19 protein-coding genes are annotated in these 25,740 nt (G+C 54.2%); 15 read left to right on the top strand and 4 right to left on the bottom strand.

The features are described from left to right. Nucleotides 1-115: 115 nt before the first annotated feature. The 7 genes from FCS97_RS04230 (at nucleotide 116) to FCS97_RS04200 (ending at nucleotide 8,515) form a co-directional block, all read left to right on the top strand. Nucleotides 116-1,159: a rod shape-determining protein gene (locus FCS97_RS04230; protein WP_008248080.1), complete on the top strand. Its 1,044-nt coding sequence runs from the start codon at nucleotides 116-118 to the stop codon at nucleotides 1,157-1,159. A gap of 64 nt (nucleotides 1,160-1,223) precedes the next feature. Then, nucleotides 1,224-2,189: a rod shape-determining protein MreC gene (gene mreC, locus FCS97_RS04225; protein ID WP_138516899.1), complete on the top strand. Its 966-nt coding sequence runs from the start codon at nucleotides 1,224-1,226 to the stop codon at nucleotides 2,187-2,189. Further along, nucleotides 2,179-2,703, top strand: coding sequence for a rod shape-determining protein MreD (gene mreD / locus FCS97_RS04220; RefSeq protein WP_138516898.1), 525 nt, complete (start codon nucleotides 2,179-2,181; stop codon nucleotides 2,701-2,703). Before mreC ends, mreD begins: the two co-directional genes overlap by 11 nt. Beyond that, the gene (mrdA, locus tag FCS97_RS04215; RefSeq protein ID WP_138516895.1) at nucleotides 2,700-4,622 is read left to right on the top strand and encodes a penicillin-binding protein 2; all 1,923 of its coding nucleotides are present in this window, start codon (nucleotides 2,700-2,702) and stop codon (nucleotides 4,620-4,622) included. Before mreD ends, mrdA begins: the two co-directional genes overlap by 4 nt. Further along, nucleotides 4,619-5,743: a rod shape-determining protein RodA gene (rodA, locus tag FCS97_RS04210; protein WP_138516893.1), complete on the top strand. Its 1,125-nt coding sequence runs from the start codon at nucleotides 4,619-4,621 to the stop codon at nucleotides 5,741-5,743. The genes mrdA and rodA overlap by 4 nt, the downstream gene beginning before the upstream one ends. Before the next feature lie 10 nt (nucleotides 5,744-5,753). After that, nucleotides 5,754-6,614: an NUDIX hydrolase gene (locus tag FCS97_RS04205; protein WP_138516891.1), complete on the top strand. Its 861-nt coding sequence runs from the start codon at nucleotides 5,754-5,756 to the stop codon at nucleotides 6,612-6,614. Nucleotides 6,615-6,616: 2 nt separating this feature from the next. Then, nucleotides 6,617-8,515: an ATP-binding cassette domain-containing protein gene (locus FCS97_RS04200; protein ID WP_138516889.1), complete on the top strand. Its 1,899-nt coding sequence runs from the start codon at nucleotides 6,617-6,619 to the stop codon at nucleotides 8,513-8,515. 4 nt (nucleotides 8,516-8,519) lie between these two features. Here the strand turns inward: FCS97_RS04200 and FCS97_RS04195 are convergent, their stop codons facing one another. Both FCS97_RS04195 and FCS97_RS04190 read right to left on the bottom strand, forming a co-directional pair. After that, complete coding sequence (locus tag FCS97_RS04195; RefSeq protein WP_138516887.1) at nucleotides 8,520-9,353, bottom strand: hypothetical protein; 834 nt, start codon at nucleotides 9,351-9,353, stop codon at nucleotides 8,520-8,522. A 35-nt stretch (nucleotides 9,354-9,388) separates the two neighbouring features. After that, nucleotides 9,389-10,477, bottom strand: a complete 1,089-nt coding sequence (locus tag FCS97_RS04190) for a phospholipase A (RefSeq protein WP_246065822.1) — start codon at nucleotides 10,475-10,477, stop codon at nucleotides 9,389-9,391. 61 nt (nucleotides 10,478-10,538) lie between these two features. On the opposite strand from FCS97_RS04190, the gene FCS97_RS04185 reads away from it, so the two are divergent. After that, entirely contained in the window at nucleotides 10,539-11,411 is an 873-nt protein-coding gene (locus FCS97_RS04185) for a MerR family transcriptional regulator (RefSeq protein WP_138516885.1), read from the top strand. A 10-nt stretch (nucleotides 11,412-11,421) separates the two neighbouring features. On the opposite strand, the gene FCS97_RS04180 is transcribed toward FCS97_RS04185, so the two are convergent. After that, nucleotides 11,422-14,505: a response regulator gene (locus tag FCS97_RS04180; protein ID WP_138516883.1), complete on the bottom strand. Its 3,084-nt coding sequence runs from the start codon at nucleotides 14,503-14,505 to the stop codon at nucleotides 11,422-11,424. 6 nt (nucleotides 14,506-14,511) lie between these two features. Next, nucleotides 14,512-14,850, bottom strand: coding sequence for an STAS domain-containing protein (locus FCS97_RS04175; protein ID WP_138516881.1), 339 nt, complete (start codon nucleotides 14,848-14,850; stop codon nucleotides 14,512-14,514). Between the two features lie 255 nt (nucleotides 14,851-15,105). Here FCS97_RS04175 and bcsB point away from each other — a divergent pair, with 255 nt between their 5' ends. The 7 genes from bcsB to bcsA are packed head-to-tail and all read left to right on the top strand — an operon-like array spanning nucleotide 15,106 to nucleotide 25,737. Then, nucleotides 15,106-17,313 (top strand): cellulose biosynthesis cyclic di-GMP-binding regulatory protein BcsB, encoded by a 2,208-nt coding sequence (bcsB, locus tag FCS97_RS04170; protein WP_138516880.1) that lies wholly within the window; start codon nucleotides 15,106-15,108, stop codon nucleotides 17,311-17,313. Between the two features lie 2 nt (nucleotides 17,314-17,315). Further along, nucleotides 17,316-18,467, top strand: coding sequence for a cellulose synthase complex periplasmic endoglucanase BcsZ (bcsZ, locus tag FCS97_RS04165; protein ID WP_138516878.1), 1,152 nt, complete (start codon nucleotides 17,316-17,318; stop codon nucleotides 18,465-18,467). Next, nucleotides 18,460-20,904 (top strand): cellulose synthase subunit BcsC-related outer membrane protein, encoded by a 2,445-nt coding sequence (locus FCS97_RS04160; protein ID WP_171035161.1) that lies wholly within the window; start codon nucleotides 18,460-18,462, stop codon nucleotides 20,902-20,904. The genes bcsZ and FCS97_RS04160 overlap by 8 nt, the downstream gene beginning before the upstream one ends. Continuing rightward, on the top strand, nucleotides 20,905-22,311 hold the full coding sequence (locus tag FCS97_RS04155) for a hypothetical protein (protein ID WP_138516874.1): 1,407 nt from the start codon (nucleotides 20,905-20,907) through the stop codon (nucleotides 22,309-22,311). Next, nucleotides 22,308-22,517 (top strand): hypothetical protein, encoded by a 210-nt coding sequence (locus tag FCS97_RS04150; protein WP_138516872.1) that lies wholly within the window; start codon nucleotides 22,308-22,310, stop codon nucleotides 22,515-22,517. The genes FCS97_RS04155 and FCS97_RS04150 overlap by 4 nt, the downstream gene beginning before the upstream one ends. Next, nucleotides 22,514-23,254 carry a cellulose biosynthesis protein BcsQ gene (bcsQ, locus tag FCS97_RS04145; RefSeq protein WP_138516870.1) on the top strand — a complete coding sequence of 247 codons (741 nt, stop codon included), beginning with the start codon at nucleotides 22,514-22,516 and terminating at the stop codon, nucleotides 23,252-23,254. Before FCS97_RS04150 ends, bcsQ begins: the two co-directional genes overlap by 4 nt. Further along, nucleotides 23,251-25,737, top strand: a complete 2,487-nt coding sequence (gene bcsA, locus FCS97_RS04140) for a UDP-forming cellulose synthase catalytic subunit (RefSeq protein ID WP_138516868.1) — start codon at nucleotides 23,251-23,253, stop codon at nucleotides 25,735-25,737. The genes bcsQ and bcsA overlap by 4 nt, the downstream gene beginning before the upstream one ends. Nucleotides 25,738-25,740 lie beyond the last annotated feature (3 nt).

Below are 25,740 nucleotides of genomic sequence, written 5' to 3'. Positions count from 1 at the left end.
GCCACTTGACAAGTGAAGTCCCATAAATAGTGGCGAACCGGACAACTTCTAGACAACTTTGAGCTTCGCGGGCTTGGCAGCTCTCCAACTACACGACACAGGTTAGAACATCACCATGTTTGGGTTTCTACGCAGCTACTTATCAAACGATTTGGCCATTGATTTGGGCACGGCCAACACGCTAATTTACGCCCGCACCAAAGGCATCGTTCTTGACGAGCCTTCTGTAGTTGCCATCCGCCAGGAAGGCGGCCCCAACGGCAAAAAAACCATCACGGCAGTTGGCCTTGAGGCCAAACAAATGTTGGGCAAAGTGCCGGGCAACATTGAGGCCATTCGCCCCATGAAAGACGGCGTGATCGCCGATTTCACGGTGACTGAGCAAATGCTCAAGCAGTTCATCAAAATGGTTCACGAAAGCCGTCTGTTTTCACCCAGCCCCAGAATAATCATTTGTGTGCCCTGCGGGTCCACACAAGTTGAGCGCCGTGCCATTCGCGAAAGCGCATTGGGCGCGGGTGCCTCCCAGGTTTACCTGATTGAAGAACCCATGGCTGCTGCAATCGGCGCCGGCCTGCCAGTTTCTGAGGCGTCGGGTTCGATGGTGGTTGACATTGGCGGCGGCACCACCGAAGTGGGCATCATTTCCCTGGGTGGAATGGTGTACGCGGGCAGCGTGCGCGTGGGCGGCGACAAGTTTGACGAAGCCATCATCAGCTACATTCGCCGCAACTACGGCATGATGATTGGTGAGCCCACCGCAGAAGCCATCAAGAAGCAAATTGGTTCAGCATTCCCCGGCTCGGAAGTGAAAGACATGGAAGTGACCGGTCGCAACTTGTCGGAAGGCATTCCGCGTCGCTTCACCATTTCCTCCAATGAAATTCTGGAAGCACTGACAGAACCATTGAACGCGATTGTGTCCGCAGTGAAGTCTGCACTGGAACAAACACCACCTGAACTGGGCGCTGACATTGCCGAGCGCGGCATGATGCTGACCGGTGGCGGTGCCTTGTTGCGCGACCTGGACCGCCTGCTGATGGAAGAAACCGGTTTGCCGGTGCACGTGGCCGAAGACCCGCTGACTTGCGTGGTGCGCGGTTGCGGTCTTGCGCTGGAACGCATGGACAAATTGGGCACCATTTTCACCAGTGAGTAAGTAACGTAAAACGGTTCGAACTCCGGCTTGTTAAATAGCCCTACATTGAACCGGCTAAAAGCCTATGGAGTACACACCACCACCGTTGTTCAAACAAGGCCCATCCGCACGCGTGCGGCTGGCCTTTTTTGTCGCGCTGTCGGTGGGTTTGCTGTTTCTTGATTCCCGCTTTGCCGCCATGGAAGTGGTGAGAAAAGGCGTGGGCACTGTGCTGTATCCATTGCAGAAAATCGCCAGCCTGCCCATTGAGTGGAGCCAGGCCGGGTTCGATTACCTGTCAACGCTCGACACACTTCAATCTGAAAATAAAACCCTGATTCTCGAGCAACTGCAAGACAAGCAACGCCTGCACGAGTTGGAAACCCTGCGCCAGGAAAACGAAAAACTGCGCAAACTGATGAATGTGGGCAATACCCTGAAGGTCAAACGATCCATTCTCAGCGAAATTGTCAGCGATGCGCGCGACCCGTTTTCGCGCAAAATAATTATTGGCAAAGGTTTGATTCAGGGCGTGAAGGAAGGCATGCCAGTAATCGACGAACTGGGCCTTTTGGGGCAGGTTACCCGTACATTTCCAAGCCGGGCCGAGGTCAGCCTGATCACCGACAAGGAACAGATTATCCCGGTTGAGAACTTGCGCAACGGCATTCGAAGCGTGGCCTACGGGGGCCTGGATGGCGGACTGATTGAACTACGCTTCATGGCAGCGAATGCCGACATTGAAAACAACGATTTGTTGGTGACTTCTGGTCTGGACGGGGTGTACCCCCGGGGAATTCCGGTGGCGCGGGTTATTCGTGTAGAACGCAATTCGCGCTATGCCTTTGCCAGTATTTTTTGCGAACCGATTGCAGGCGTAGAACGCCACCGGTTTGTGCTGGTGCTCGACACCTTCCGGGAAAATGTGACCGCTGAACCTGCGCCCGCCGCCAGCGCGCCGACACCCAACGCGCCGATACCCAACGACAACGCTGCTACACCAGCAACGACCGCCCCCGTAAACAATACGGAGGCTGGCAATGGCAATTAACCCGTTTGGCAACTCCGAAATTTTGCGGCCAGTGAACCCCTGGTTCATTGTGTTTTCCCTGCTGGCCGCGATGCTGCTCAAGTTCATTCCTATTGACAGAAACTGGATCACGCCCGACGTACTTGCATTGGTGCTGGTGTTCTGGAACATTCGGCAACCACGGCGAATTGGTATTGGTGTGGCCTGGTGCTTTGGCGCTGCAATCGATGTGCATTCAGCCAGTGTGTTCGGCGAGCATGCCTTGGCCTACACATTGTTGTCCTATTTCGCCATTACCATTCACCGCCGTGTGATGTGGTTTTCACCGATGATGCAGGCGGCGCATATTTTTCCGCTGTTGTTGGCTGCCCAGGCCATTACCGTTGCAATTCGAGTCATGTTCGGCGGCACATTCCCGGGTGCCTGGATTTTCGCGGAAAGCGTGCTGACCGCTGCCTTGTGGCCACTGACACAGTTCTTGCTGCTGGCCCCGCAAAAGCTTCCGGAAAACCGTGACAACGACCGCCCGATATGACCGAGTTTAACCACCCAGAACAAGCCATCAAACAGTTCCGGTTTCGGCTGTTTCTGGCTGGCCTCTTTGTGGTGTTACTGTTTCTGGTGCTGGTTGCGCGCCTGCTTTGGCTTCAAGTGATTAGCTATGACAAATACCAATCCAAAGCCGAAGACAACCGAATCACGATTGTGCCGCTGGTGCCAAACCGCGGGCTGATTCTGGACCGCAATGGCGTAGTGCTGGCCAACAATTATTCGGCTTACACGCTGGAAATCACGCCGTCCAAAATCGATAACCTGAATGAGATGATCGACGATCTGGGCAAGATTGTTGAAATTTCAGCACTGGACCGCAGGCGATTCAAAAAACTGCGCGCAGAGTCAAAGCGGTTCGAATCCATCCCGATCCGCACGCGTTTGACGGATGAAGAAGTGGCGCGTTTCGCTGTGCAAAGCTTTCGCTTCCCCGGAGTAGAAATTCGTGCCCGCCTGTTCCGGCAATACCCCTATGGCCCCCATGCTGCGCACTTGCTGGGTTACATCGGTCGAATTTCCGCCCGGGACCAGGAGCGAATTGAAGAACTGGACCAAACCAACAATTACCGCGGCACTGCCTACATTGGCAAAGACGGCCTTGAAAAACGTTATGAAACCCAATTGCATGGCCGAACTGGGTTTGAAGAAGTAGAAACTTCGGCAGGTGGTCGGGCCGTTCGGGTGCTTTCACGCTCGCCCGCAGTGCCGGGTGAAAACTTGATGCTGTCGATTGATATTCGCCTGCAAGAGGCTGCCGAAAAGGCGCTGGAGGGCAAGCGAGGCGCATTGGTGGCCATCGACCCCCGCAATGGCGACATTCTCGCCATGGTGAGTGCGCCAAGCTTTGACCCCAACCTGTTTGTAGAGGGCATTGATTCGGAAAACTGGAAATTGCTGAATGAAAGCATTGACCGGCCACTGTTGAACCGCCCATTGGCAGGCACCTACCCGCCCGGCTCCACTTTCAAGCCGTTTATGGCGCTGGCCGCACTTGAGCGTGGGTTTCGCACAGCTTCCAGCACACTGCGTGACCCGGGCTATTTTGATTTTGGCTCACGCCGTTTCATGGACGACAAAATTGGCGGACATGGCATGGTGGACATGTACAAATCGATTGCCGAGTCGTGCAACACCTATTACTACATGCTGGGCAGTGAAATGGGCATCGATATCATTTCGGAGTTCATGGGGCGTTTCGGTTTTGGTTCACGCACCGGCATTGATCTGGACGGCGAGCGCACGGGTGTATTGCCCTCACGCGAATGGAAAACCTCAGCTTTCCGCAAAGCTGAAGCACAGCGCTGGTATTCGGGCGAGACCATTTCTGTGGCGATTGGGCAAGGCTACAACAACTACACTCCGCTGCAGTTGGCGCACGCGACAGCCGTGCTGGCCAGTGGCGGCATGAATGCAACACCCCGATTGGTCCGGGCTTTTCAAAACCCGGTCAACGGCCAGGTGACCGAAAAACCGCTGGAAGCTTTCAGACAGCTCAATTTGCAGCAACGGCATGTAGACTCGGTCAAACTGGGCATGCGGGGTGCAGTGCTTGAGGGTACGGCTCGGGGTGTTTTCAAGGACGTGGCCTATGAAGTGGCAGGCAAAACAGGAACAGCGCAGGTGTTTGGTTTAAAGCAGGGCGAAACCTACAAAGACCGCGCCGCCTCAGCCGAACGTTTGCGTGACCACGGCTGGTTTATTGCCTTTTCTCCCATGGAGCAACCTCGAATTGCCTTGGCCGCGATTGTTGAGAATGGTGGATTTGGTAGCCAGTCAGCAGCCCCAGCCATTAAAAAAGTGCTGGACACTTATTGGGAACTGGAGGCACAGAAAGACCTGTCGATCGCACTGCCGCCACCGCAGGCCGCTGAACAGGCTCTGAATCAGGAGGTTTCGCAATGAACCGCACACGCGCCATTCAACGTGAGCCCATTTGGCCCCGCATCAAGCCATTCATCACCGTGTTTGACCCGGTGCTCAGCACCATTTTGCTGTCATTGGTGGTGTTTGCATTGATTACCCAATACAGTGCTGCCTTCGATTTTGAGGGTCGATTCCTCGACCATTCGCGCAACTTGCTGATTGCCTTCATGGTGATGTGGGTGACCGCCAACCTGAAACCGCAGTTTTTGATGCGAATTGCCGTACCGCTTTATGTGGTGGGGGTAATTTTGCTGATTGCTGTGGAATTGTTTGGCGACATTTCGAAAGGGGCACAACGATGGCTTAATCTGGGTTTCATCCGGATTCAGCCGTCAGAAATCATGAAGATTGCCATGCCGCTGATGTTGGCCTGGTTTTTCCAGCAACGGGAGAATGTGTCAGGTTGGCGAGAGTTTGCCGTGGCTTCGGTTATTTTGGTCATTCCTGGCGTTTTGATTCTGAAACAACCCGACTTGGGCACTGCCTTGCTGGTGTTGGGTTCGGGCTTTTTTGTGATTTTCTTTGCAGGCTTGTCATGGAAAGTGCTGGCCTGGCTGACTACTTTATTTTTAGCCAGCCTGCCCGTGTTCTGGACGATGATGCACGATTACCAGCGCCAGCGGGTACTCACTTTGCTAGACCCCACGCAAGATCCGCTTGGCAAAGGTTTTCACATTATTCAATCCACAGTGGCCGTGGGCTCCGGGGGGTTTACCGGCAAAGGGTTTTTACAGGGCACGCAAACGCATCTGGAGTTTATTCCCGAACGCACCACTGACTTCATTTTTGCAGTACTTGCCGAAGAATTCGGCCTGCTGGGCTGCCTGGTGCTGCTGACGCTTTACACTTGCCTGATTGTGCGCGGCCTTGTGATTGCGGGCAATGCGCCCACACTGTTTTCTCGCCTCATGGCTGGCGCCATGGCCTTGATTTTCTTCACCTATGCATTTGTGAACATTGGCATGGTCAGTGGCATTTTGCCGGTGGTGGGCGTGCCCTTGCCGTTGATGAGCTATGGCGGCACTGCCATGGTGACCCTTGGCATGGGTGCTGGTATTTTGATGAGTATTCAAAACACCAAAAAGCTGATCCAAACCTGAAGGCCTTGTCATGATTCACGCCAGCAAAGCCTGGTTGCAAAACACCTTGCCAACGCAGTTCAAACCTTTTGTTGACCGCTGGCGCGACAACACAAGCACGCCTGCCCAGCAGTTTATCGAATGGTTCCTCAATGGCGAGCACATGGGCCACTGGGACACACAGCATCGGCCCACCTTCGAGAAAGTATTCAATGCAGCTGGCCTGGCCTGCACGCACACCGGGGCGGGCATTGCATGCACCGACACCACAGGCCCGCAAGCGCTGAGCGCCAAACTGGCCACAGCAGGCAATATGCTGAAAGCCTTGGGGCTGGCACCGGGTTGGCGCAATGAAGAGCAACTGCTGCTGACGCAGCAAGGTGAGGTACTGGCCACCGCCGAACGGGCCTTGTTCAAAACACTGGGCTTGCGCAGCCGGGCAGTGCATGTACACGTGGAGAACCACAAAGGCTGCGTGTGGACGGGTGTGCGGTCTATGACCAAGCACGACAACCCGGGCATGCTGGACAATTTGGCCGCAGGCGGCATTGCCAGCGCCGAGAGCATTGAAGGCACCTTGTGGCGAGAACTGGATGAGGAAGCCGGGCTGAATTCAGACGATTTTGCCTGGATTGAACCTTTAGACCCGCATGAACTGGTGTTAAGCCGCCCCTTGCTGTATGGTGGCTGGCATCACGAAACAGTCATTCTGTTTCAGGGCCAGTTAAAGCCGGGGCGACGCCCCAAAAACCGCGACGGCGAGGTAGGCGCATTCCAGTTGATGACGCCCCAAGCCTGCGTTGAGGCAATCAATGCCTGGCAATTCACCCCCGATGCTGCCTTGTGCTGCGCACTGGCGCTGGCCACCGCCAAACAAATACGAAAGGACTAAACATGTTGTTGGGTTTAAAAGCCGCCACGTACCGGATAGGTACCACCGTGCTGCTGGATCAGGTTGATTTTTCAATTGAAGAACGTGAACGCGTGGCCTTGGTGGGCCGCAACGGTACCGGTAAAAGTACCCTGTTCCGCATCCTGACTGGCGAAACCACGCCGGAAGATGGCCTGGTGATCAAGCAAGACGGAATTCGCATGACCTGCCTTGAACAGGCTGTGCCACAAGAACACGATGACACCATTTTTGATGTGGTGGCGCAGGGCTTTGGTGCCTTGGGCAAGCACATCAGCATGAGCCGTACGCTGGGCCCGCTTGATCATGACTCGCTAACACCTGAGCAGGCGAAAACACTGGAGCTTGCCCAGCATGAATTGGGCGAGCATCACGGCTGGCACCTCGAAAGCGAAGTGGATCAAATGCTTTCGCGCATGAAGTTGCCTCCCGATTTGCCATTTGCCAAGTTGTCAGGCGGGATGAAACGCAAGGTGATGCTGGCCAAAGCCATGGTGAGTAACCCCGATGTGCTGTTGCTTGATGAGCCGACCAACCACCTTGACATTCCCAGCATTGAATTGCTGGAAGAACAGATTCGCCAGTTCAAAGGTGCCGTAATTTTCGTGAGCCACGATCGTTCTTTCATGCGCAAACTGGCCACCCGTGTGTGCGACCTGGACCGAGGCATGCTCAAAAGTTGGTCTGGTGGCTATGAGGGATTTTTGAAAGGCAAGGCCGAGTTTCTGCATGCTCAGGAAAAAGCCAACGCATTGTTTGACAAAAAACTGGCCGAAGAAGAAGTGTGGATTCGACGCGGCATTGAAGCACGACGCACCCGCAATGAGGGCCGAGTGCGCGCCTTGATGGAAATGCGCAAACAGTTTTCTGACCGACGCAATGTGGTGGGCAGCGCCAAGGTGCAAGTGCAAGAGGCTGAGCGGAGCGGCAAGGTGGTGGCCGAGCTAACCAACATCAACAAACAGCTGGGTGATTTGCCGATATTGCGCAATTTCACCAACACCATTTTGCGCGGTGAAAAAATTGGTTTTCTGGGCCCCAACGGCATTGGCAAAACCACTGCGCTGAAAGTGTTACTGGGGCAGTTACCCCCTGACTCAGGCCACATTAAGTTGGGCACAAAACTGGAAATTGCCTACTTTGACCAGCTGCGCAGCCAGTTCAATGAAGAAGACACTGCGGTAGAAATTATTGGTGCAGGCAAGGAATTCATTACCATCGACGGGCAGGCCAAGCATGTAATCGGCTATTTGCAAGACTTTCTGTTCACACCCGACCGCGCGCGCCAACCGGTGCGAAGTTTATCGGGCGGTGAGCGTGCACGGCTTATTCTGGCCCAGTTGTTTTCAACGCCCTCGAACGTCATGGTGCTGGATGAGCCCACCAACGACCTGGACATTGAAACGCTTGAGTTGCTGGAAGAAAAACTGATGGCTTACCAAGGCACCTTAATTTTGGTGAGCCATGACCGGGAATTTTTGAACCAGATTGTGACCCGCTGCCTGGTGTTTGAAGGCGATGGCGTGGTGGGCGATTATGTGGGTGGTTACGACGACTGGCTGCGCCAACGTAGCACCGACCCCTGGGCCAATACGGGCAGCAAGCCCAACATGCCCACTGCTGCATCAAGTGCTTCACCCACGATTGCGCCCCCAGCCAAGAAAACCAAAAAACTGGGGTACAAAGAACAACGCGAACTCGAAATGCTGCCCGCTTTGATCGAGAAACTGGAAACCGAGCAAGAAGCACTTGTGGCTAAAATTGGGGATCCCGGTTTTTACCAGCAGGAAGCCAGTGTAGTGACTGCTGCACAAGCTCGCATGGTTGCTTTGGACAATGAACTTGCAGCAGCGTATGCCCGCTGGGAAGAACTGGACGGCTAAGAAATTATTGACGGGAAATTCGGCTGGGTTGACCTTGTTCAGTCAACACCATGCCCAAGGACTCCCAAACCACGCTGGCTTCCTTGAAGGCTTTGGCGAGTTGCAGGCGCATGCCATAGAACAGCCTTGATTCTGGCAAGGTGTCGTCCGTGTCGGGCACTCGAGCTTCGAGCAAGCTGCGTGCAGTTTCCTCGCTGGCAATGTGAAAGCTGCCGCTGATGACCCGGCCACCAGTCAAGCGCCGCACTTCCCAAGTGAAACTTTGTCCCCAATCAAATTTGGCGGCAGGTGGCAAACTCACGTACTCGCTCTCCAGCGGTTCAACCCAAAACCGTTTGCCCCTTGAATCAAACAACATCAAATTGCCTTCTCGCGGCAAGTCGCCCTGGAATACGAATTCCGGGGACCGGGTGAGCAGAAGCGAACCGTCAATGGGCTGCAACACCCGAAGGGGATTGTTCTCGCTGGCTTGCCCCTTGTCGTTTTTAACAGGCAACACACCGCGCGGGCGAGCGTACAAATTCATCCATTGATCGATCAAATCCAGGTGGGCTTGCTCAACTGGAAACACCTTCACAGACGGCCCGCTGAGCACGCGAACTGTGTCTGCAATTACTTTGAGCCGGGCCGGCCCGTCGTAAACCCGACGATTGCCTGTATTCAATACCAACACCGAAAAGCGCTCGCCTTTGGGCACTGCAATGGTGTGTCCGTGCAACAGGCGCTGGGTGGGCAGGGCACTGTACTTCTGACCTTTCGGATTGCTGACCACCACATTGTCTGTGGCGGCCAATACAAAAACCACGGGCTCTTTGGCTTGCGCGACATGAGTGAACAACAGGCACGCAAAAAAAGCACTTTTCAACCACACGTTCAATACCACCCCACCAAGGACAAACCGACACCCAAATAATCAGACTTGTAATTGTAGTCAATCAAGCTTTCGCCAAAGCCAGTGAAGTATTGCAAGTGCCCGCGCAAGTTACTGGTCAGCGGGAAGGCCCAATCGAATTGAACTGCGCCCCGGGATTCATCGCCACCGCGAAAGTTGTGGCGAGTCAGCAGAGAATACTCATGGCCGTTGTGTTTGTGAACCAGCAACATGTCACCTCGGCCCATGAAGTCGCTGATGTCGGGGTTGTCGTCTTCGGCGGCATCTTCGGCAATGCGCAACCACGGCCTGAATTGAACCATGGTGTTTTCTCGCTCAAACCCAACCATGCCGATCAAGCGGTTCCAGGATCGGGACAAGGGCAAGGCTCGCCCGTTGGACTGGTGGTTCAAGCTCAAACCCAGCAGGCGCGGCTCCCAGCCGGTGGCTTCCCTGAACTCGCTCCAGCTGGAACGCCAGGTAAAAATCAGCTCAGGCTCGTAATTGGTTTCGCGAAACGGACGGGAAATATCCTGGTTCATGACCTGCCATCGACTTGATTGCGTGTAGGCAAACCACAAATCGCCATTGTCACCAAACATGTTTTCCATCACCTTGGTTTTCAGGCTCAACTGAAATTTCAACTCATTGCGGTCCAGGTTCTCGGGTTCATCGCCGGGCTGCACGGTGTTGGCCGGGTTCGGACTGGTGGGGCGAAGGTTTGGCGATTTGTTGTGATACACCGGCAACAAATACACGGGCTGATAGGGACGAATGGAAAAGGTGCCCCGTTTGGCTGAAGGTGCAAGCTCCCAGCGACGATCCAGCCAGCTCAGTGTTGTGTCTTCGCTGCGTTTGTACAACAACAAACCGCCATCAATGGCTGCAGCTGCTTCAGGCGCTGAACCATCTTTGACCACCAGGCTTCTGCCTGTGGCATCATCAAAGCAACGAAGGCGAATTTGATCGTCTTCGAGAAACAGGCAGGCCCGGAGTGCTTCTTCATCCAGCGTTTTGTTTTGAATATCTTGGGCCTTGGCCCAGCCGTGCAGGCTCAGAAGGCCCAGCACAAGGAGTAAGGGTTTGTTCATAATCGCGCACTGCATCGAGCTTGGTTGGCTAGATACTCTCACATTTGGTTACAATTCCTAAATGGTTTCATTCCGCTTCAAAAAATCGTCGGCAAACAAAGACACTTCCAGCAGTGGACAGGGTCGCGAGTTCACCATTGACGAACTGGCGCGCACTGCCAACACCACCGTGCGCAATGTGCGTGCTTATCAGGACAGGGGCTTGCTGGCCCCGCCCGAGAAACGTGGGCGTGTGGGTTTCTACAGCGAAGACCATTTGTCACGGCTCAAGCTTATTGGACAAATGCTGGGTCGCGGTTACACCTTGAGCAACATTCAGGAAATGCTGGATGCAATCGACAAGGGTTACGACCTTCGCCAGTTGCTGGGTTTAACGCATGCGATCACCAGCCCGTGGACAGATGAAATTCCCAAGAATTACAACCCGGTGCATTTGGCCACCATGTTCGGTACCAGCCTGAGCCGTGGTGCGCTTGCCAAAACTATCGAGCTGGGTTTGCTGGAACCTGACGGTTTGCGTTACCGTGCGCCGAGCCCGAAAATTCTGCACGCCGGCGCGGAGATGGCCAGTGCAGGACTGCCTTTGCTCGACTTGCTGGATTTGATTGCGTCGCTGCGCGGTCACCTTGAAAGCTTTTGCGACCAAGCTGTTTCACTGTTTGTGAAAGAGCTCGACCAGTATGGTGACAACCTGCCCCCCAAGGAAGAACTACCGAGGCTGGCACAACTGATCTGGAAAATTCGCCCCCTGGCCATGACAGCCATTGAATCGGAAGTATCCCGAGCCCTGCAAAAATCGGCCAGCAAATTTGTTGATGAACGCATTGTGGGTTTGATCGACAAAATGGCCGAGGAAATGCCGAACAATCCGGCATTGCAGCCCACGGGCTGGGTTGCGCCTGAAACACCTGCAACAGGCGAAGACAAAACATAAACCGGCTTTTTTAAAGCAGCAAAAGCAGGCGATTGTCCTGTTGATTCTGCTTGGCTTGGTACACAAAGCGCTGTGACACCATGCGCATGAAGGCCAGACCCATGCCACCTTCGGGCAAGTCGCTCAAGCTCAGGTCGTCTTGAAATGAATGTTCATGGTGCATCCTGGCAAGTACCTGGGCAGGTATGCAGTTGCCTTGGTCTTCAATCAACACCCCCACACCATGCTGAAAAGCCAGCACTGTCAGCCGAGCGGGTTCGGGGCGTTTGTCCCTGAAGCCGTGCAGCATCACGTTGGTAAGCGCTTCAGACACCACCAGGTCGGTGTTGTAGCACACCTCTTCGGTGTAGGCCAAGTCCTCGACAAAAGCCCGCACTGCGCGGCTTAAGACCCCGATATTGACAGTATCAGCCACCGCGCTGAAGGCAATACAATTTAAAAACTCGCCCAGTTTTAGGGCATGGTCATAGGCTGAAAATTCGTCTTGCAAGCTCAAACCTGTTTGCACAAACTCATCGACCAATTCAGACACACGGGCCGAGGGCAAGACAATTCGCTCAACTTCAAAACTTTCACGCCACTGGATTCCGAGAAGGGACAAGTCTCCGTCGATCCCCGATGTTTGTTGACCGGAGTCCAGCAGACGGGAAAACTCACGGGTCAATACATGGCCTTGTGTGTCTTCAAGCAACACAGACTGCTGCCAAGTTTCAGGGTTGGGTACACCCAGAGTACCTCCACACTCTCGCGGGTAAAAGTACAGCCGGCTGCCCGGGGTAATCACGCCTTGATAAATCACCTGCCCCAGCCGTGGAGCAGCGGGTTCGGATTCCCCATGCGCACCGACAAACAGAGGCGCCAAACCCGGCTGTGCCATGACCATGGCCCAGTCGCCGATGCCCGCCACCAGCAAAGTACCCTGGTCGAGATTGATCAGGCCATACAACAAGTCAAATTGAGGTGGCTCATCTTTCAGTGACGGGGAAATACTGGACAGTTGGGCAAGTACCTGCTCGGGGCTGGCCAAGTAACGTCGAATTTTCGAACTGCTTTCCTCCACAGGAAACAGCACACGCGTGGCACGGGCCATGGAAAACCACCGCGCCAGTGCCATGGTTTGCAAAGCGGTTGCGGTGTCCTGGCCGGCCATGTTCAACATGAAAAACCCATGCTCATTGGCCTGGGTTTCAAGCAAACCCATTTGTTTGCCGCACACATAACCCTGCGGTTGATAAATGGTTTGAATGGCAAACGGCCAGGGTTCTTGCTTGCTTTTGGGCAACAGGGCTCGCTGAATGCGTGACACTTCCCGCATGTCACGCTGCAGCGCCTCGTACAACTGGCTGAGTTCGGTGTGTCTGCGCTCAAGGCCGGTGTGCAAATCTGCAATCCGCTCCGCTGTTTTCAGCCGTACCTTTAACTCACTCGGATTGACTGGCTTGGTCATGAAGTCATCGGCACCCACGCGCAAGCTGTTTAACAGGTCGTCGCGACTGGCATAGCCGGTGATCATGATGATGTAGGTGTAGGCATTCTGTTTTTGGGCTCGAACCTGTTCACACAGTTCAATACCGCTCATCCCGGGCATGTCCCAATCGGTCAGTACAAGGTCGGGTTGGTGTTTCTCGATCAGAGTCAGGGCTTCATGGCCATTTTTGGCGGAGTGCACGGTGTAACCCCAGCTGTGCAACATGGCTTCAAAAATTCTCAAAAAGCTGCGGGAATCATCAACGATGACAATCGACTTGCCGGCTTTTACGACGGAGGGTGTAAACAGATTGGCTTGAACTTCCTGAAGGCGAAACACGAGTTCGGGCACTTGCCTGTCGCTGTCCACCACATTGCCTTGATCGAGCACCCCAGGGCGCGGTGCCAACATCAAAATGGACACGTCGTCCTCAAAACCCTTTTGGGCAATCACAGGGCCACCCCAATGCTGAACACGCATTTGAATGCGCTCGGCCAGATCGGACCAGCGCCCCTGGCTGCACTGCTGATTGACAAACTCCACCAGGCGTTCCTCTCCGAATGCCTCTGAACTGGCAGACAGCACCTCGGTAACGCCATCGGAATAAAGAATCAGGGCATCTTCATCACTCAGAGTCAATTCAATGTCTTCAAAATCATCCAGATCAAACAAGCCAACCGGATAGCCGCCGCTGCCCAACATCTCGGCCTTGGTGCCTTTGGAGACCAGCAGTGGCGATGGATGACCAGCCTGGCAGAGCGACACGTGGTGGGTCGCTGTGTTGAACACGCCGTAGATCATCGTGAAATAGGACAGATCTGACTCGGTCTGCTGAAACAGGCGATTCAGCCGGGCTACCACATCGCGGGGCTTGGAAACAATTCGCTGCCCGTCGCTACCCAAGCGCCCCTCGAAAACAATACTGGTGTTGGAGCGGTCGGCGAACATTTGAACCAGTTGCATGGACTTGACCGCAGCGGGGATACCGTGACCCGACACATCCAGCAGGTAAAAACCATACACGTCACGCTGTAGCTCAAACACCTGAAGATGATCGCCCGACACGTATTTGGAAGGCACAGACAACCACTGATAATTCAGGCCCTGATAGGGGCTTTGCACTTCGGGCAGGAAACTGCGCTGAAGGCCAGATACAGCGCGCAGGTCTTGCGCGATTACGTCATGCGCGTGTGCCAGCTCATTGGTTTTTCGCGCCAGCTGCGCTTGCAGCTCGATTCGACGCACTGCAGACTGCAGGCGCGCCTCCAGTTCATTGCCATCGACAGGTTTTGAGAGTACGTCATCAGCGCCTGCGTCCAAGGCCTTGATCAAAAACTCTTCATCGTTTTGAGCCGACATCAGGATGATGTAGGTATATTGCCCCAGGTTAAGCTGGCGTATGGCCACACACAATTCAGTGCCTTGCATACCGGGCATTTGCCAGTCGGCAAGCACCAACTGAAAACGGTCTCTCTCAATCAGCTTGATCGCCTCTTGGCCGCTGCTTGCAAACTCAACCGGATAACCCCATTTGGCCACCATGTGAACGAACAGGTTTCGTTCAACCACCGAGTCATCCACAACCAGTATTCGGGGTAGCTGTTTGTCAGAGTCTTTTTCGGTCACAGTGAATCAGACCTGCTGCAGAAAAGCGACGGCTTTGGGCATGTCGTCCAGCAGGGAAAATTGACGGTCCATGCGGGAGAGTTCAAACATCATTCGAACCGACTTGTTCATGCCGACCAAGGCCAGCTTTCCGTGGTGATTGGTGATATTTTTCAACAATGCCACCAAAGAACCCAAACCGCCAGAGTCGACTAACTTGACTGCGCCGATGTCCAAAGCGAACTTTTGGGTGGAATCCAGTTTGGACACCACTGCATTACGAATGATCGTGCCTACCGCACTGTCCAAGCGAACAGCATCCACCCTCAGCACAAATACATCCCCCATTTCCTCTGTCGAAACCATATTGTTCGCCCTAAACTGTTAATTCTCTTTTCTTAAAGTGTGCACTTTTCGACACTTCGCGCAATAATTTTATAAAACAAGCCCCACAAAATGAGCATATACAAAAACAATAGGATAACGTGATGACCTGTGCTGCATAATTTTTAAAAAATTGACAATTATTGTGCAATTATTTTTTTGATTACATTGATTTGAACTGGGTCTTATTAAAACCCCGGAAATTCCGTTATTGCAAAGTCGACCAGCGAAACCACCATGCGACATTTACTCTCCCTCGTGTTTTTACTATTTTGCCTGACGGGTTATGCCCAAGAAAGTGCAGAACCCGAGATCACGACCATTGAACGCAGCCGAACCCTGACTTTTACCGAGATGGGGCAGCCCAACGGGGTCCGCTTGAGCGGTATTAACCGCTTTGTGGATTTGAATTCGGGTATTCGGCTGGATGAACTGGTCACCCGTGCAAATTTGAACCTGCGGGTGTTGTATCCCCAAGGCATGCGTCACGACCAGTCTTTTGTACGCGTGTATGTAAACAACCAGCTTTCCGGTATTTCGCAGCTGAGCGTAGCGCGGGCTGGCGTGCCGCACACTGTCAATATTGAGCTGGATCCGCTGCTTTTTTCTGATTTTGCGACCGTTCGAATTGAATACGACGGGACTTACGACAGCGAATGCGTAGACCCGGGCAACCCAACCCTTAGATTTGACATTCGCCCTGAAAGCACGCTGACTATTGGCTCAACGCCACTGAACCTGGTGAATGACCTGGCGTTGTTGCCAGCACCCTTTTTCGATCCACGCGACAACCGGAAGCTGAAACTGCCATTGGTCTTGCCGCTGGAACAAACCGAAGCAAGCATGAAGGCAGCAGGTATTCTGGCTTCATGGATGGGCGCACAAGCCTTTTACCGCCAAGCAGAGTTTGAATTACTGGATACGGCATCGCCAACTCGCCACACGATTGTCCTGACCAAAGGCAAAAAAATGCCAGAAGGGATGAGCGAGGCCGACATTGAAGGTCCCTCGCTGATGATCGTGAGTGCCAAGGAAAACCCCTGGATCAAGCACCTGTATGTCATGGGGCGCACCGACGATGAGCTGCTACAGGCCGTGTACGGTTTGGTGATTGAAGGCCAGGTGCTGAGTGGCCAAAAAGCCTTGGTGAAAAAAGTAGACTTGGGCGCACCACGCAAACCTTACGATGCACCACGCTATGTACCCACAGACCGGCCAGTGCGGTTTGGAGAACTGATTGATTTTCCGGGGCAGCTGGAAGTCAGCTCTGACAAGCCACGCGCCAGCGTCAATTTGCGCCTTCCCCCCGATTTGTTCAGCTGGGCAGGCCGCAATATTCCAATGGACTTGAAGTACCGCTACACGGCGCCTTCCCGCTGGAACGACTCGCTGTTGAACATTGAAATCAACAACGCGCTGATCCAGTCGTTCCGCCTGGCCCCAAGATCCGAGCAAGTTCAAAACAAAATCAATATCGACCTGTTGGGTCAAGCTGAACTGACCAGTGAAGAGGCGCTGCAAATTCCGGCTTTCCGCGTGGGTGGCAACAATGAACTCGCTTTTGCTTTTGGTTTCATGGCCGAGGGTGGTGGTGCATGCACGCGGGTGGCGCAGGTGGCGCGGGGGGCAATCGACCCGGAATCAACGCTGGATTTTTCCGATTTGCCCCACTACACGCGCATGCCAAATTTGACCGCATTTGCCAACGGAGGTTACCCGTTCAGCATCATGGCGGACCTGTCGGATACTGCGATTGTTCTGCCAGCCAACCCGACACCACTTGAAATTCGTTCTTACTTGAATGTGATGGGCCTGTTTGGTCAGTGGACCGGGCTGCCCGCCACGCGCACCAGTTTGATTGTTTCTGACAAACCCGAGGGTATTGGCAGTAAAAACTGGCTGGCACTGGGCACCAGTGAACGGCTGGCCTGGCTGAATTCCGCCAATATGAATTTGCCCATGGTGCTGAACGAAACCGAACGCAGCATGGGTTTACCACCCGCCATTCAATGGCTGAAGGGTTTGTGGCAAAGCGACGCAGAACTGCAACCAAGCAACAATGCCCGCGCCTTGATTCAAACAGCAGGCTCTTTGGGTGCAATCATGGGTTTTGAATCGCACCTGGCACCTCAAAAGGCTGGGCTGGTGATTACTGGCACTGATCAGGACAGTTTTGAACGCGCAGTGGCTGCGTTGTCTGATTACGGCGATGTGGCAAAAATCAAGGGCAGCGTCAGCCTGATTCGTGGTGATGACATTCAAAGTTATAGCCTGGGCGAAACCTATATTAGCGGCGCACTGCCTTGGTGGTTGCGTTTGCGAATTGCGTTTTCCGAGTACCCGGCTTTGATCGCGGTGGGCGGTGCGCTTGCCGGGGTAATTTTGGCCATTCTCGCCTTTGGCTGGTTGTCTGGCCGGGCATCGCGCCGCACGAAAGGCAGTTAAACATGGCATTGTGGCGTCACTTGTTGCAACGATTGGGTATTGGGGCAATGTTGCTGGCGACAACTGCCGCCTGCAGCGCAGCACCAAGCCAATCCTGGCCAGCTTGGGATGGTTTTAAAACCGCCTTTGTCAGTGACGATGGGCGTGTCATAGATCGCAGCCAGGAGGATCTTCGCACGGTGTCGGAGGGGCAGTCCTATGGCTTGTTTTTTGCACTGGTGGCGCAAGACCGCAAGGCATTTGATGCGATCTTGAACTGGACAGAAAACAACCTGAGTGCTGGCGACCTGGGCAAGCAACTGCCCGCCTGGATTTGGGGCAAACAAGGCGACTCATGGGGGGTGATTGATGCCAACAGTGCATCGGATGCCGACCTGTGGATTGCCTATGCCCTGTTGGAGGCCAGCCGGATTTGGTGCACCCCGGCTTATGCCGACAAAGCGCGTGCGCTGGGTGAACTCATCCTGAGCAAGGAGAGTATTGAAGTCGACGGTTTGGGCCTGAGCATATTGCCCGGGCACACTGGCTTTGTACTCGACAATGGGGCCGTAAAACTTAACCCAAGCTATGTTCCGCCTTTCATGATGGCCCGGTTTGCCAACGCTTGGGCCGACGACACGCGCTGGGCTCAGGCCTACCTGGCCAGCCAGAAACTGTTGCTAGAAACTGGCAAAACAGGCAGTTATCCCGACTGGGTGCTGTACAACAACGGTGAAATGAGTTTGCCTGAGGACGAGCTGCGCGGCGATTACGATGCGATACGCACCTACCTTTGGATTGCCATGAGCAGTGAAAACGACCCCACCACCGCAGCCTTGTTGAAACAACTGTCGCCCTTGGCAGCCCTGCTGCTGAAACGCCAGAACATGCCAGAGTGGTTTGAACCCCTGGGTGGAAAATTTTCCGCTGAACGTGGGCCTGCGGGTTTTCAAGCGGCCATGGCGCCATTTCTTCAAGCCCTTGGCATGCCAGAACTTGCGAAAAAATTTCACACCCAAAGCCTGAAAAATTCAAACAAGGAAGCCTGGCTGAAATACGGTTATTACAACGGCGCCTTGAGCCTGTTTGCTCAAGGTTATATGGACAGGCTGTATGAATTCAATTCACTGGGCGAACTGTTGCCCCGTGGCAAAGAGGCAAAAAGCTGTGGCTAAGTGCAAACAAACTTCGGGCCTGCGAGCCTGCGCACTCGTTTTGGCAATTCAAGCCTGTTTTGTTGCGCTGCCACTTGTCATGCCTGAAACGGCGCTTGCCAATGTAAACAACCAGCAAGCCAATGTAAACAACCAGCAAGCCAATATTCGTGCATTGAGCGACAAAGGCGTTTACTGGTATGAACGCTTCAGGTTTGACCTGGCAGCACAGTCGTTCAACAAAATACTGTTGATTGAGCCGACCAATGCCTCTGCGCTTCGCTGGCAAGGTTTGATTGACCTGGCGCGCGGCGATGTACAAGCTGCCAATGTGTGGCTGGGTAAACTGCAACTGGTGCACGGCAACAACCCGTTTTCAATCGAGTTGCAACAGGCCATATCCCTGGCTTCAGAGAAACGGCAACAGTTTGCCGAGTTGCGCTATTTGGCAGACAGTGAGCAAGTTCCAGTCAACTTGCCGCAGCGACTTCAAAAGTTACTGCCCCAGGCACCATTGGGTGAGGCCGCTGTTCAAATTTATCGCCTGATGAACCGCACACCTGAAGGCCGGGCTTACGCGCGCGGGCAAGTGGCGGAACTGGCCAAGCAGTTTCCGGACGACCGACGATACAAAACACTGCTTGCGGAATTGGGGGGTACTGGTGCCAGTACGCTTGCACAAACACCGGCGCCCGGCTCAGCACAACCCAATCGCAGCACTGGCAACGCTAGCCGCGCAAGGCCGGCGCCCGAGGTTCAAGCCAAACCCGTTGAACCTGACACCGCAACAATTCCGCAAGCTGCGCCTGAGGAACCAGTCGCCCCAGTGTTGTCTGATTTTGAACAGGGGCAACAGCTGGCCGATTCTGCACAGAAGCAGATTGAGCAAGGCAACAAAACCGAAGCGGCCCGACTGCTACAAAATGCAGTAGACCTGAACCCAAGCTACCCTTGGTTTCGTTACGACCTGGCGACTCTTCTGGACGACCAAGGCGATGCGGGCAGCAAACAGGCCGCGCGGCGGGTCATGGATGAAGGCATTGCGCTTGAAAAAGGGCAGGAAATGCGATTTGCGGCAGCGTTGCTGGCCGCACGCCAGGACCGTGGCAACGATGCGATTGCCTTGATTGATGCTGTGCCACGCGACAAGTGGACCGAGGGCATGACTGCACTGGAAAAGCGAGTGCAATTTGGCCAGTACATGGATGGGTTGCGCGCACAGGAAAGAAACGGCGAGTTTAATGCACTGGCCAGCTCGATCAGCGCAACGCCGAAGTGGCGCGCCGAACCCGAGGTGCAGGCGCTTGAACAAAACCTTCAACGCAAACGGCAAGTGCGTTTGCGCATGTCGTATGAAAACGCGATCATCGACGGGGATGAAGGTGTATCCAGAATCGACAGCGATGAAATTCCATTGCAACTGGATTTGCCACTCGATTTTGAACGCACCCTGTTTTTACGTGCGGACACCTTGAACGCAAATTCTGGCCGGGTGAACCCAGCCACCGCCAGCAACTTTGCAAAACTGGGCACCACCCTGCCCACCGACCCAGCCATTGCCAGCAACCGGCTGGATCAGAACTACAAAGGCCATGTGGTGGGCGTTGGCGTGCAAACCGAGCAATACCGTGTTGATGTCGGCACTACGGTGGGCGATTATCCGGTGAACGACTGGGTGGGCGGCGTGCAATGGCGCACCAGCCTGGGTGAAGGATCCCTACGGCTGGAAGTGGCACGGCGAATGGTCAACGGCAGTGTGTTATCAACCACCGGGGCCATTGACCCTTTAACCGGAGAAACTTGGGGCGGTGCGCGGCGCAATGGCGTGAGTGCCGTGTATTACCAGGCATTCAACCCCACGCTCGACTTTGTAGGCATTGCGCGGGCCAACCTGATTACCGGCAAAAACATACCTGACAACACCGAATACAACTTGCAAGGCATTGTGGGCAAAACTGTGTTTCAGCGCCCAGGGCATGAAGTAGAAATTGGTGCGTCGCTGTTTTTGTGGTCATTCGAGAAAAACCTGCGCTTCTACACCTTCGGCCAAGGTGGCTATTACAGCCCTCAGGCCTTTGGTTCACTCACTTTCCCGATCACCTGGACGGGTAGTATGAACGGCTGGTCCTGGCAGGCCCAAGCCCGCGTGGGCGCAAGCGAATCCCGGGAAGACGACACTGAACTTTATCCGCTGAATCCTGAACTTGCGGCAGCCGCTGCAGCACAAGGCAACCCCACCTTGCAGACAGGCGGTCCCGGTGGTGGCACCAGTACCGGTTTGCGCCTTGCCCTCGAACGGCAGGTGTTGAAAAACTTTGTGGTTGGCGGTTATTTTGAAATTGATCGATCCGAAGGTTACAACCCCGACAGATTGCAGCTGTATGCGAAATATTCGTTTGGTGACTTTTTCGAACTGAGCGTGCCGCCCGAGGGCGTTGCACCTTACTCGAGGTTTTGAATGATTGACTTGCCCAAGCCCGGAGCCTATGTTGTACGCGCCCCCCATGCGAATCATTTTTCGCAGGGCCTGGTGCAACACTGGCTGGACTCGCAAGAAGAAACGCCATTCAAGTCTTGCCTGTGGTTGACCGCAAGTCCTAAAAATGAAGTGCGAACTTTTCTAGCACCCTACCTGCTCGAACGTGCTGGGGTACCGAAAGGTCTGGACGTGGTTTCGGTCCGAAATTTGTGGGCCAAGGGCCATGCGAAAAACGGGATTCGCCAACTGTGTCGCTCGCTCAACACCCTGTGCGTATTGAAACCCGCGCTGGTCGTAATTGAGCATGCCGAACTTTGGTTCGATGAAAGCGAGGAACCCTTGAACCAACGAAACCCGCTGGCGCAAATGCGATTGTTGCACCAATGGGCTCAACATGCGCAGGCACATGTGGTGACCTCTGTACAAGGAGACTTGCCAGAATGGGGCACCTTTGCCGACGGGCTTGCGGATGTCAGCGACCTGGGCGATTTTGAGTTTCGCCCATGGTGGCCCAGCCAGTGGGGCTTGCAAACCAACCTGTGGAACGACAATGCCCAACTTCCACAGCTGCCGGTGCACCATGTGCTGGACAGCGGCGTCTTAGGCAACCTGAAAGAATTGGCGCTAGGCTGTCACAGCCTTCGCTTCGGTGCAGACGATCAACAGGGTATTCATGTGCAGGCGCACGGCGACATCAGCGCCCAAGACGCATCTGTACTGCTGCGCATGGGCGCCGATACCGTGTGGCTTCAAGAGGAAAACATTGAAACCTGGTTGGGTATTTCCTCCATGCAGGTACACAAACCCACACTCATTCAACCCGCAACAGAGAACCAGCAAAACACCTTTGCCCGCGACTTGCATGAGGTATTCATGCCCGGGCTTTTGACTGTAGTGCACAACCCCACGTTTGCTGCGCAAGGGCTGATGATGCTGCAACTGGCCAAACAGTGGTCCATGCACTGCACCCTCACCCGGCTTTCCCTGATGCGACACATGACTGCACAAACCGCCCTGCGACTGGCCAACTGGTCGCAAGCCACTTGTGTGTTCACAGCCACCCGGGAGGCTATTTACCTGCTGAAAATATGGACTGAAGAGCCCAATGAGGTGGACTACCGCAGTTGGCTGGAATCGTGTTTCCGGGAAAACCTGCCTGTGTTGTTCAGCGGTGACATTCAGTTTTTGGGGGAGGAAACCCAAAGTGAATTGCTGGCTGATTTGCACGAGGAACTTGAGCCCCTGTCGGTTGATGATTTGATGGGCACCGACCAGAACGAGCCTGTGAAACTTGCGGAGTTATGGGACGAGGCGCCAGAGGCCCTGAACCAGGATCGTCCCTGGACACAGCGCCTGAGCGCACTACTTAGCGAGAATGCCAAATGATTGTTGTTGCGCTGATCCTGAGTGGCTTGTTGCTGGGTGTTTTGCTCACCATTTGGTTGGTGGGCCGCATGATGAAGAACCCGACAACCCGTATCTGGTTGAGCGACTGGGTGAACTGGAGCAACAATCAATTGCCGGACGACTGCTATCAGTTGGTGCGGCATGGCAAGTGGATTGCCAGCCCCGATGACAAAGAGGACGCATGATCATTATTGCTTTGGTCTCCCCCACTGGCGGAGCAGGACGAACCAGCCTGGCGATTGCCGCAGCCACCCACTTGGGCATGCTGGGGCGCAATGTCACGCTGGTGCAGGCTGACCCAGTGAATAACATCGAATTTCAATTGGGCCAGACCAGTCGCAGCGCGCGGGGACTGGGCCATGTGATTTTGCAGGGCGAACCACTTGAACATGTGGTAAACACCGGCCATGCTGGCTTTAAGCTGTTGCCTTTTGGTGAAATTACCCTGGCACAACAGCTGGCAATCGACCGCGTGTTGATGGAACAACCCCAACGCCTGACCGACCTGTTTCAAAGAAACGAGTTTGCTGACGACGCCGTGGTAATTATCGACTTGCCGCGTTGGCCCACACCTTGGTGCCAAAAAGTCATGGCACTGTCTGACCTGAACCTGATTACGCTGATTCCGGATGCAGCCTCGATATTGGGAATCGACACTTTGCTGCCGCACTTGCTGGAAAGCCGTGGGGCATCGTACTTTCTCATGAACCGCTTTGACTCGGCCAAAGTATTGCACCTGGATTTGTGGACATTGTGCAAAATGAAATTAAGCCACCGCCTGTTGCCATTTTATTTACATGAAGACCAGGCATTGGCTGAAAGCCTGGCCGCTGGGCTCGCATTGGCCGACTATGCGCCACGCTCGCAGTTGGTGGAAGACCAGCAAAAACTGTGCAACTGGATTGACTCGGAGATCGGATGAGCGCCTCGTCAAACTGGATCAACCGACTTGAGCGCTTGCTTGACCTGCGCGAGTTTCCCAACCTGAAAACCCGTGTGCGTTTGTTGCGACTTTTTCAGGCACTTTGGTTGCGCCCCAACAGTTTGAACAGCGCACTTGAGGCCTCCAATGGTCGACAAGGCCGCAGCCTTCCAGGTTTCGTGTTCCACATCATTGCCGTGGCTTTGCATGACTTGCTAAGCCCAATTGCTTATCTTTTCACTCTACTTGTTCAACGTCCTTACCAGGCAGTGCGCACCTTGTTCAGCAGCTTAACCGACTATGCGGTGCGCGCAGCCCAGCTTGAAAAGCGGATTGAAAGCGCGAGCCATGTTGTGGTGCGCTACAAGTTGTTGCGTTGGGTACTCGGTTTGTCTGCTTTGGTGTTGTTTCTGTTCACAGCGCAGGCCTCCCTACCCCTGGCTGGGCAGTGGGTTTTTATTGTGGTGTGTTACCTGTTCGCCATGTTGTTCAAACGTTTGCCCGAGCGTTTTGCAAACCTGTGCCTGATGGCACTGACCATGCTGCTGTTGGCGCGTTATGTGTTCTGGCGGTTCACCAGTTCACTGGACCTGGAAAGTGGCACTGAAATTTTCCTGGGCTACACCTTGGTTGCCGCCGAAGCTTACACCTGGATTATTCTGATTTTCGGGTTCATCCAGACGGCATGGCCCTTGAAACGAAAACCCATGCCGCTGGAGTTGAACCTGAACGATTGGCCCACCGTGGACGTGTTCATTCCCAGTTACAACGAACCGTTGTCGGTGGTGCGCCCCACTGTGTATGCCGCCAAGGGTCTGGATTGGCCACTTGAAAAAATCACGGTGTACATTCTCGACGACGGTCACCGCCCTGCCTTTGAGGAATTCGCCAAACAAGCAGGTGTTGAGTACATTTCGCGGCCGGACAACTCCCATGCCAAAGCAGGCAATATCAACTATGCCTTGAAGCACACCCATGGCCAGTACATTGCGATTTTCGACTGCGACCACATACCCACTCGCTCGTTTCTGCAAACCAGCATGGGTTGGTTCAGCCGTGACCCGAAATGTGTGTTGGTGCAAACGCCCCACCACTTTTTCTCGGCAGATCCCTTCGAGCGCAACTTCAATTCCTTCCGGCAAATGCCCAATGAAGGGTCGCTGTTTTACGGTCTGATTCAAGACGGAAACGATTACTGGAATGCCTCGTTTTTCTGCGGCAGCTGCGCAGTGATCGAACGCAAAGCCCTGCTGGAAGTCGGTGGTATTGCGGTTGAAACCGTGACTGAAGACGCGCACACCGCCTTGAAGCTGCACAGCCTTGGGTACAACAGCGTGTACCTGAACAATATTCAGGCGGCGGGCCTGGCCACCGAAACCCTGGCGGGGCACATTGGTCAGCGTATCCGCTGGGCACGCGGTATGGCGCAAATTTTCCGCACTGACAACCCCATGTTCAAGAAAGGCTTAAGTCTGTTTCAGCGCGTGTGCTACTCCAATGCCATGCTGCATTTTTTCTATGGCATACCCCGCATGATCTTTTTGGTCATGCCAATGGCTTACCTGTTTTTTGAACAACATTTGATCAATGCAGCGGCGGTGACCATTCTCAGCTACGCCTTGCCGCAGTTGATTATTTCCAGCTACACCAACTCGGTGATACAGGGAAAATACCGGCGATCGTTCTGGTCGGAGGTCTATGAAACCGTGTTGTCCTGGTACATCATTTTGCCCACCACCCTGGCTTTCATTAATCCGAAACTGGGCAAGTTCAACGTCACCTCCAAAGGCGGTTTGATCGAGAAAAGTTATTTTGATGCCAACATTGCAAAGCCCTATCTGATTTTGTTGTTGATCAATGTGCTCGGTTTTTCAGTGGGTCTGCTTCGCCTGTTTATATTCAATACCCATGAAACAGGAACGGTGCTGATGAACCTGTTGTGGTGCGGTTTTAACCTTGCAATTCTGGGCGCTGCGGTGGGAGTGGCCACCGAGTCGGTTCAAAAACATGTGCACCACCGGGTGCGCATGGTGATGCCCGCTTTTCTGAAACTGCCGGGTGGCTATACGGTGAGTTGTTACACCGAGGAATATTCTGCAGCGGGGCTGACACTGGCTGTGCCTGACACCACTGGCATCAGCGAATTCAGCCAAGTGCAGGTGGGCCTGCATCGCGGGGACCGTGAATTTCTGTTTCCCGCAAAAATTCATTTCACAGAGAACGGCCGCGTTGAAGCCTTGTTCACCAACCTGACACCTGAACAGGAAACACAATTGATTCAGTGCACATTCGGCCGAGCAGATGCGTGGCTGAACTGGCAAGAGGACCAAACCCGTGACCGTGCGCTGGGTGGCCTGAAAGACGTGTTTGCAAAGGGCATGATTGGTTATGTACGCCTGTTTGCCTGGTTAAAAGGTGGTGCGGCTGATTTGGGCAACCGCCTGATGGGCAACAAAAATCAAACCGAGAAGTGGGAGAACTAGGGC

This window comes from Limnobacter alexandrii (assembly GCF_005871185.1).
In the GTDB taxonomy this organism is placed as follows: Bacteria; Pseudomonadota; Gammaproteobacteria; order Burkholderiales; family Burkholderiaceae_B; genus Limnobacter; species Limnobacter alexandrii.
The sequence above is the reverse complement of the archived record's forward strand: the minus strand, read 5'-3'. Positions and strand labels throughout refer to the sequence as shown.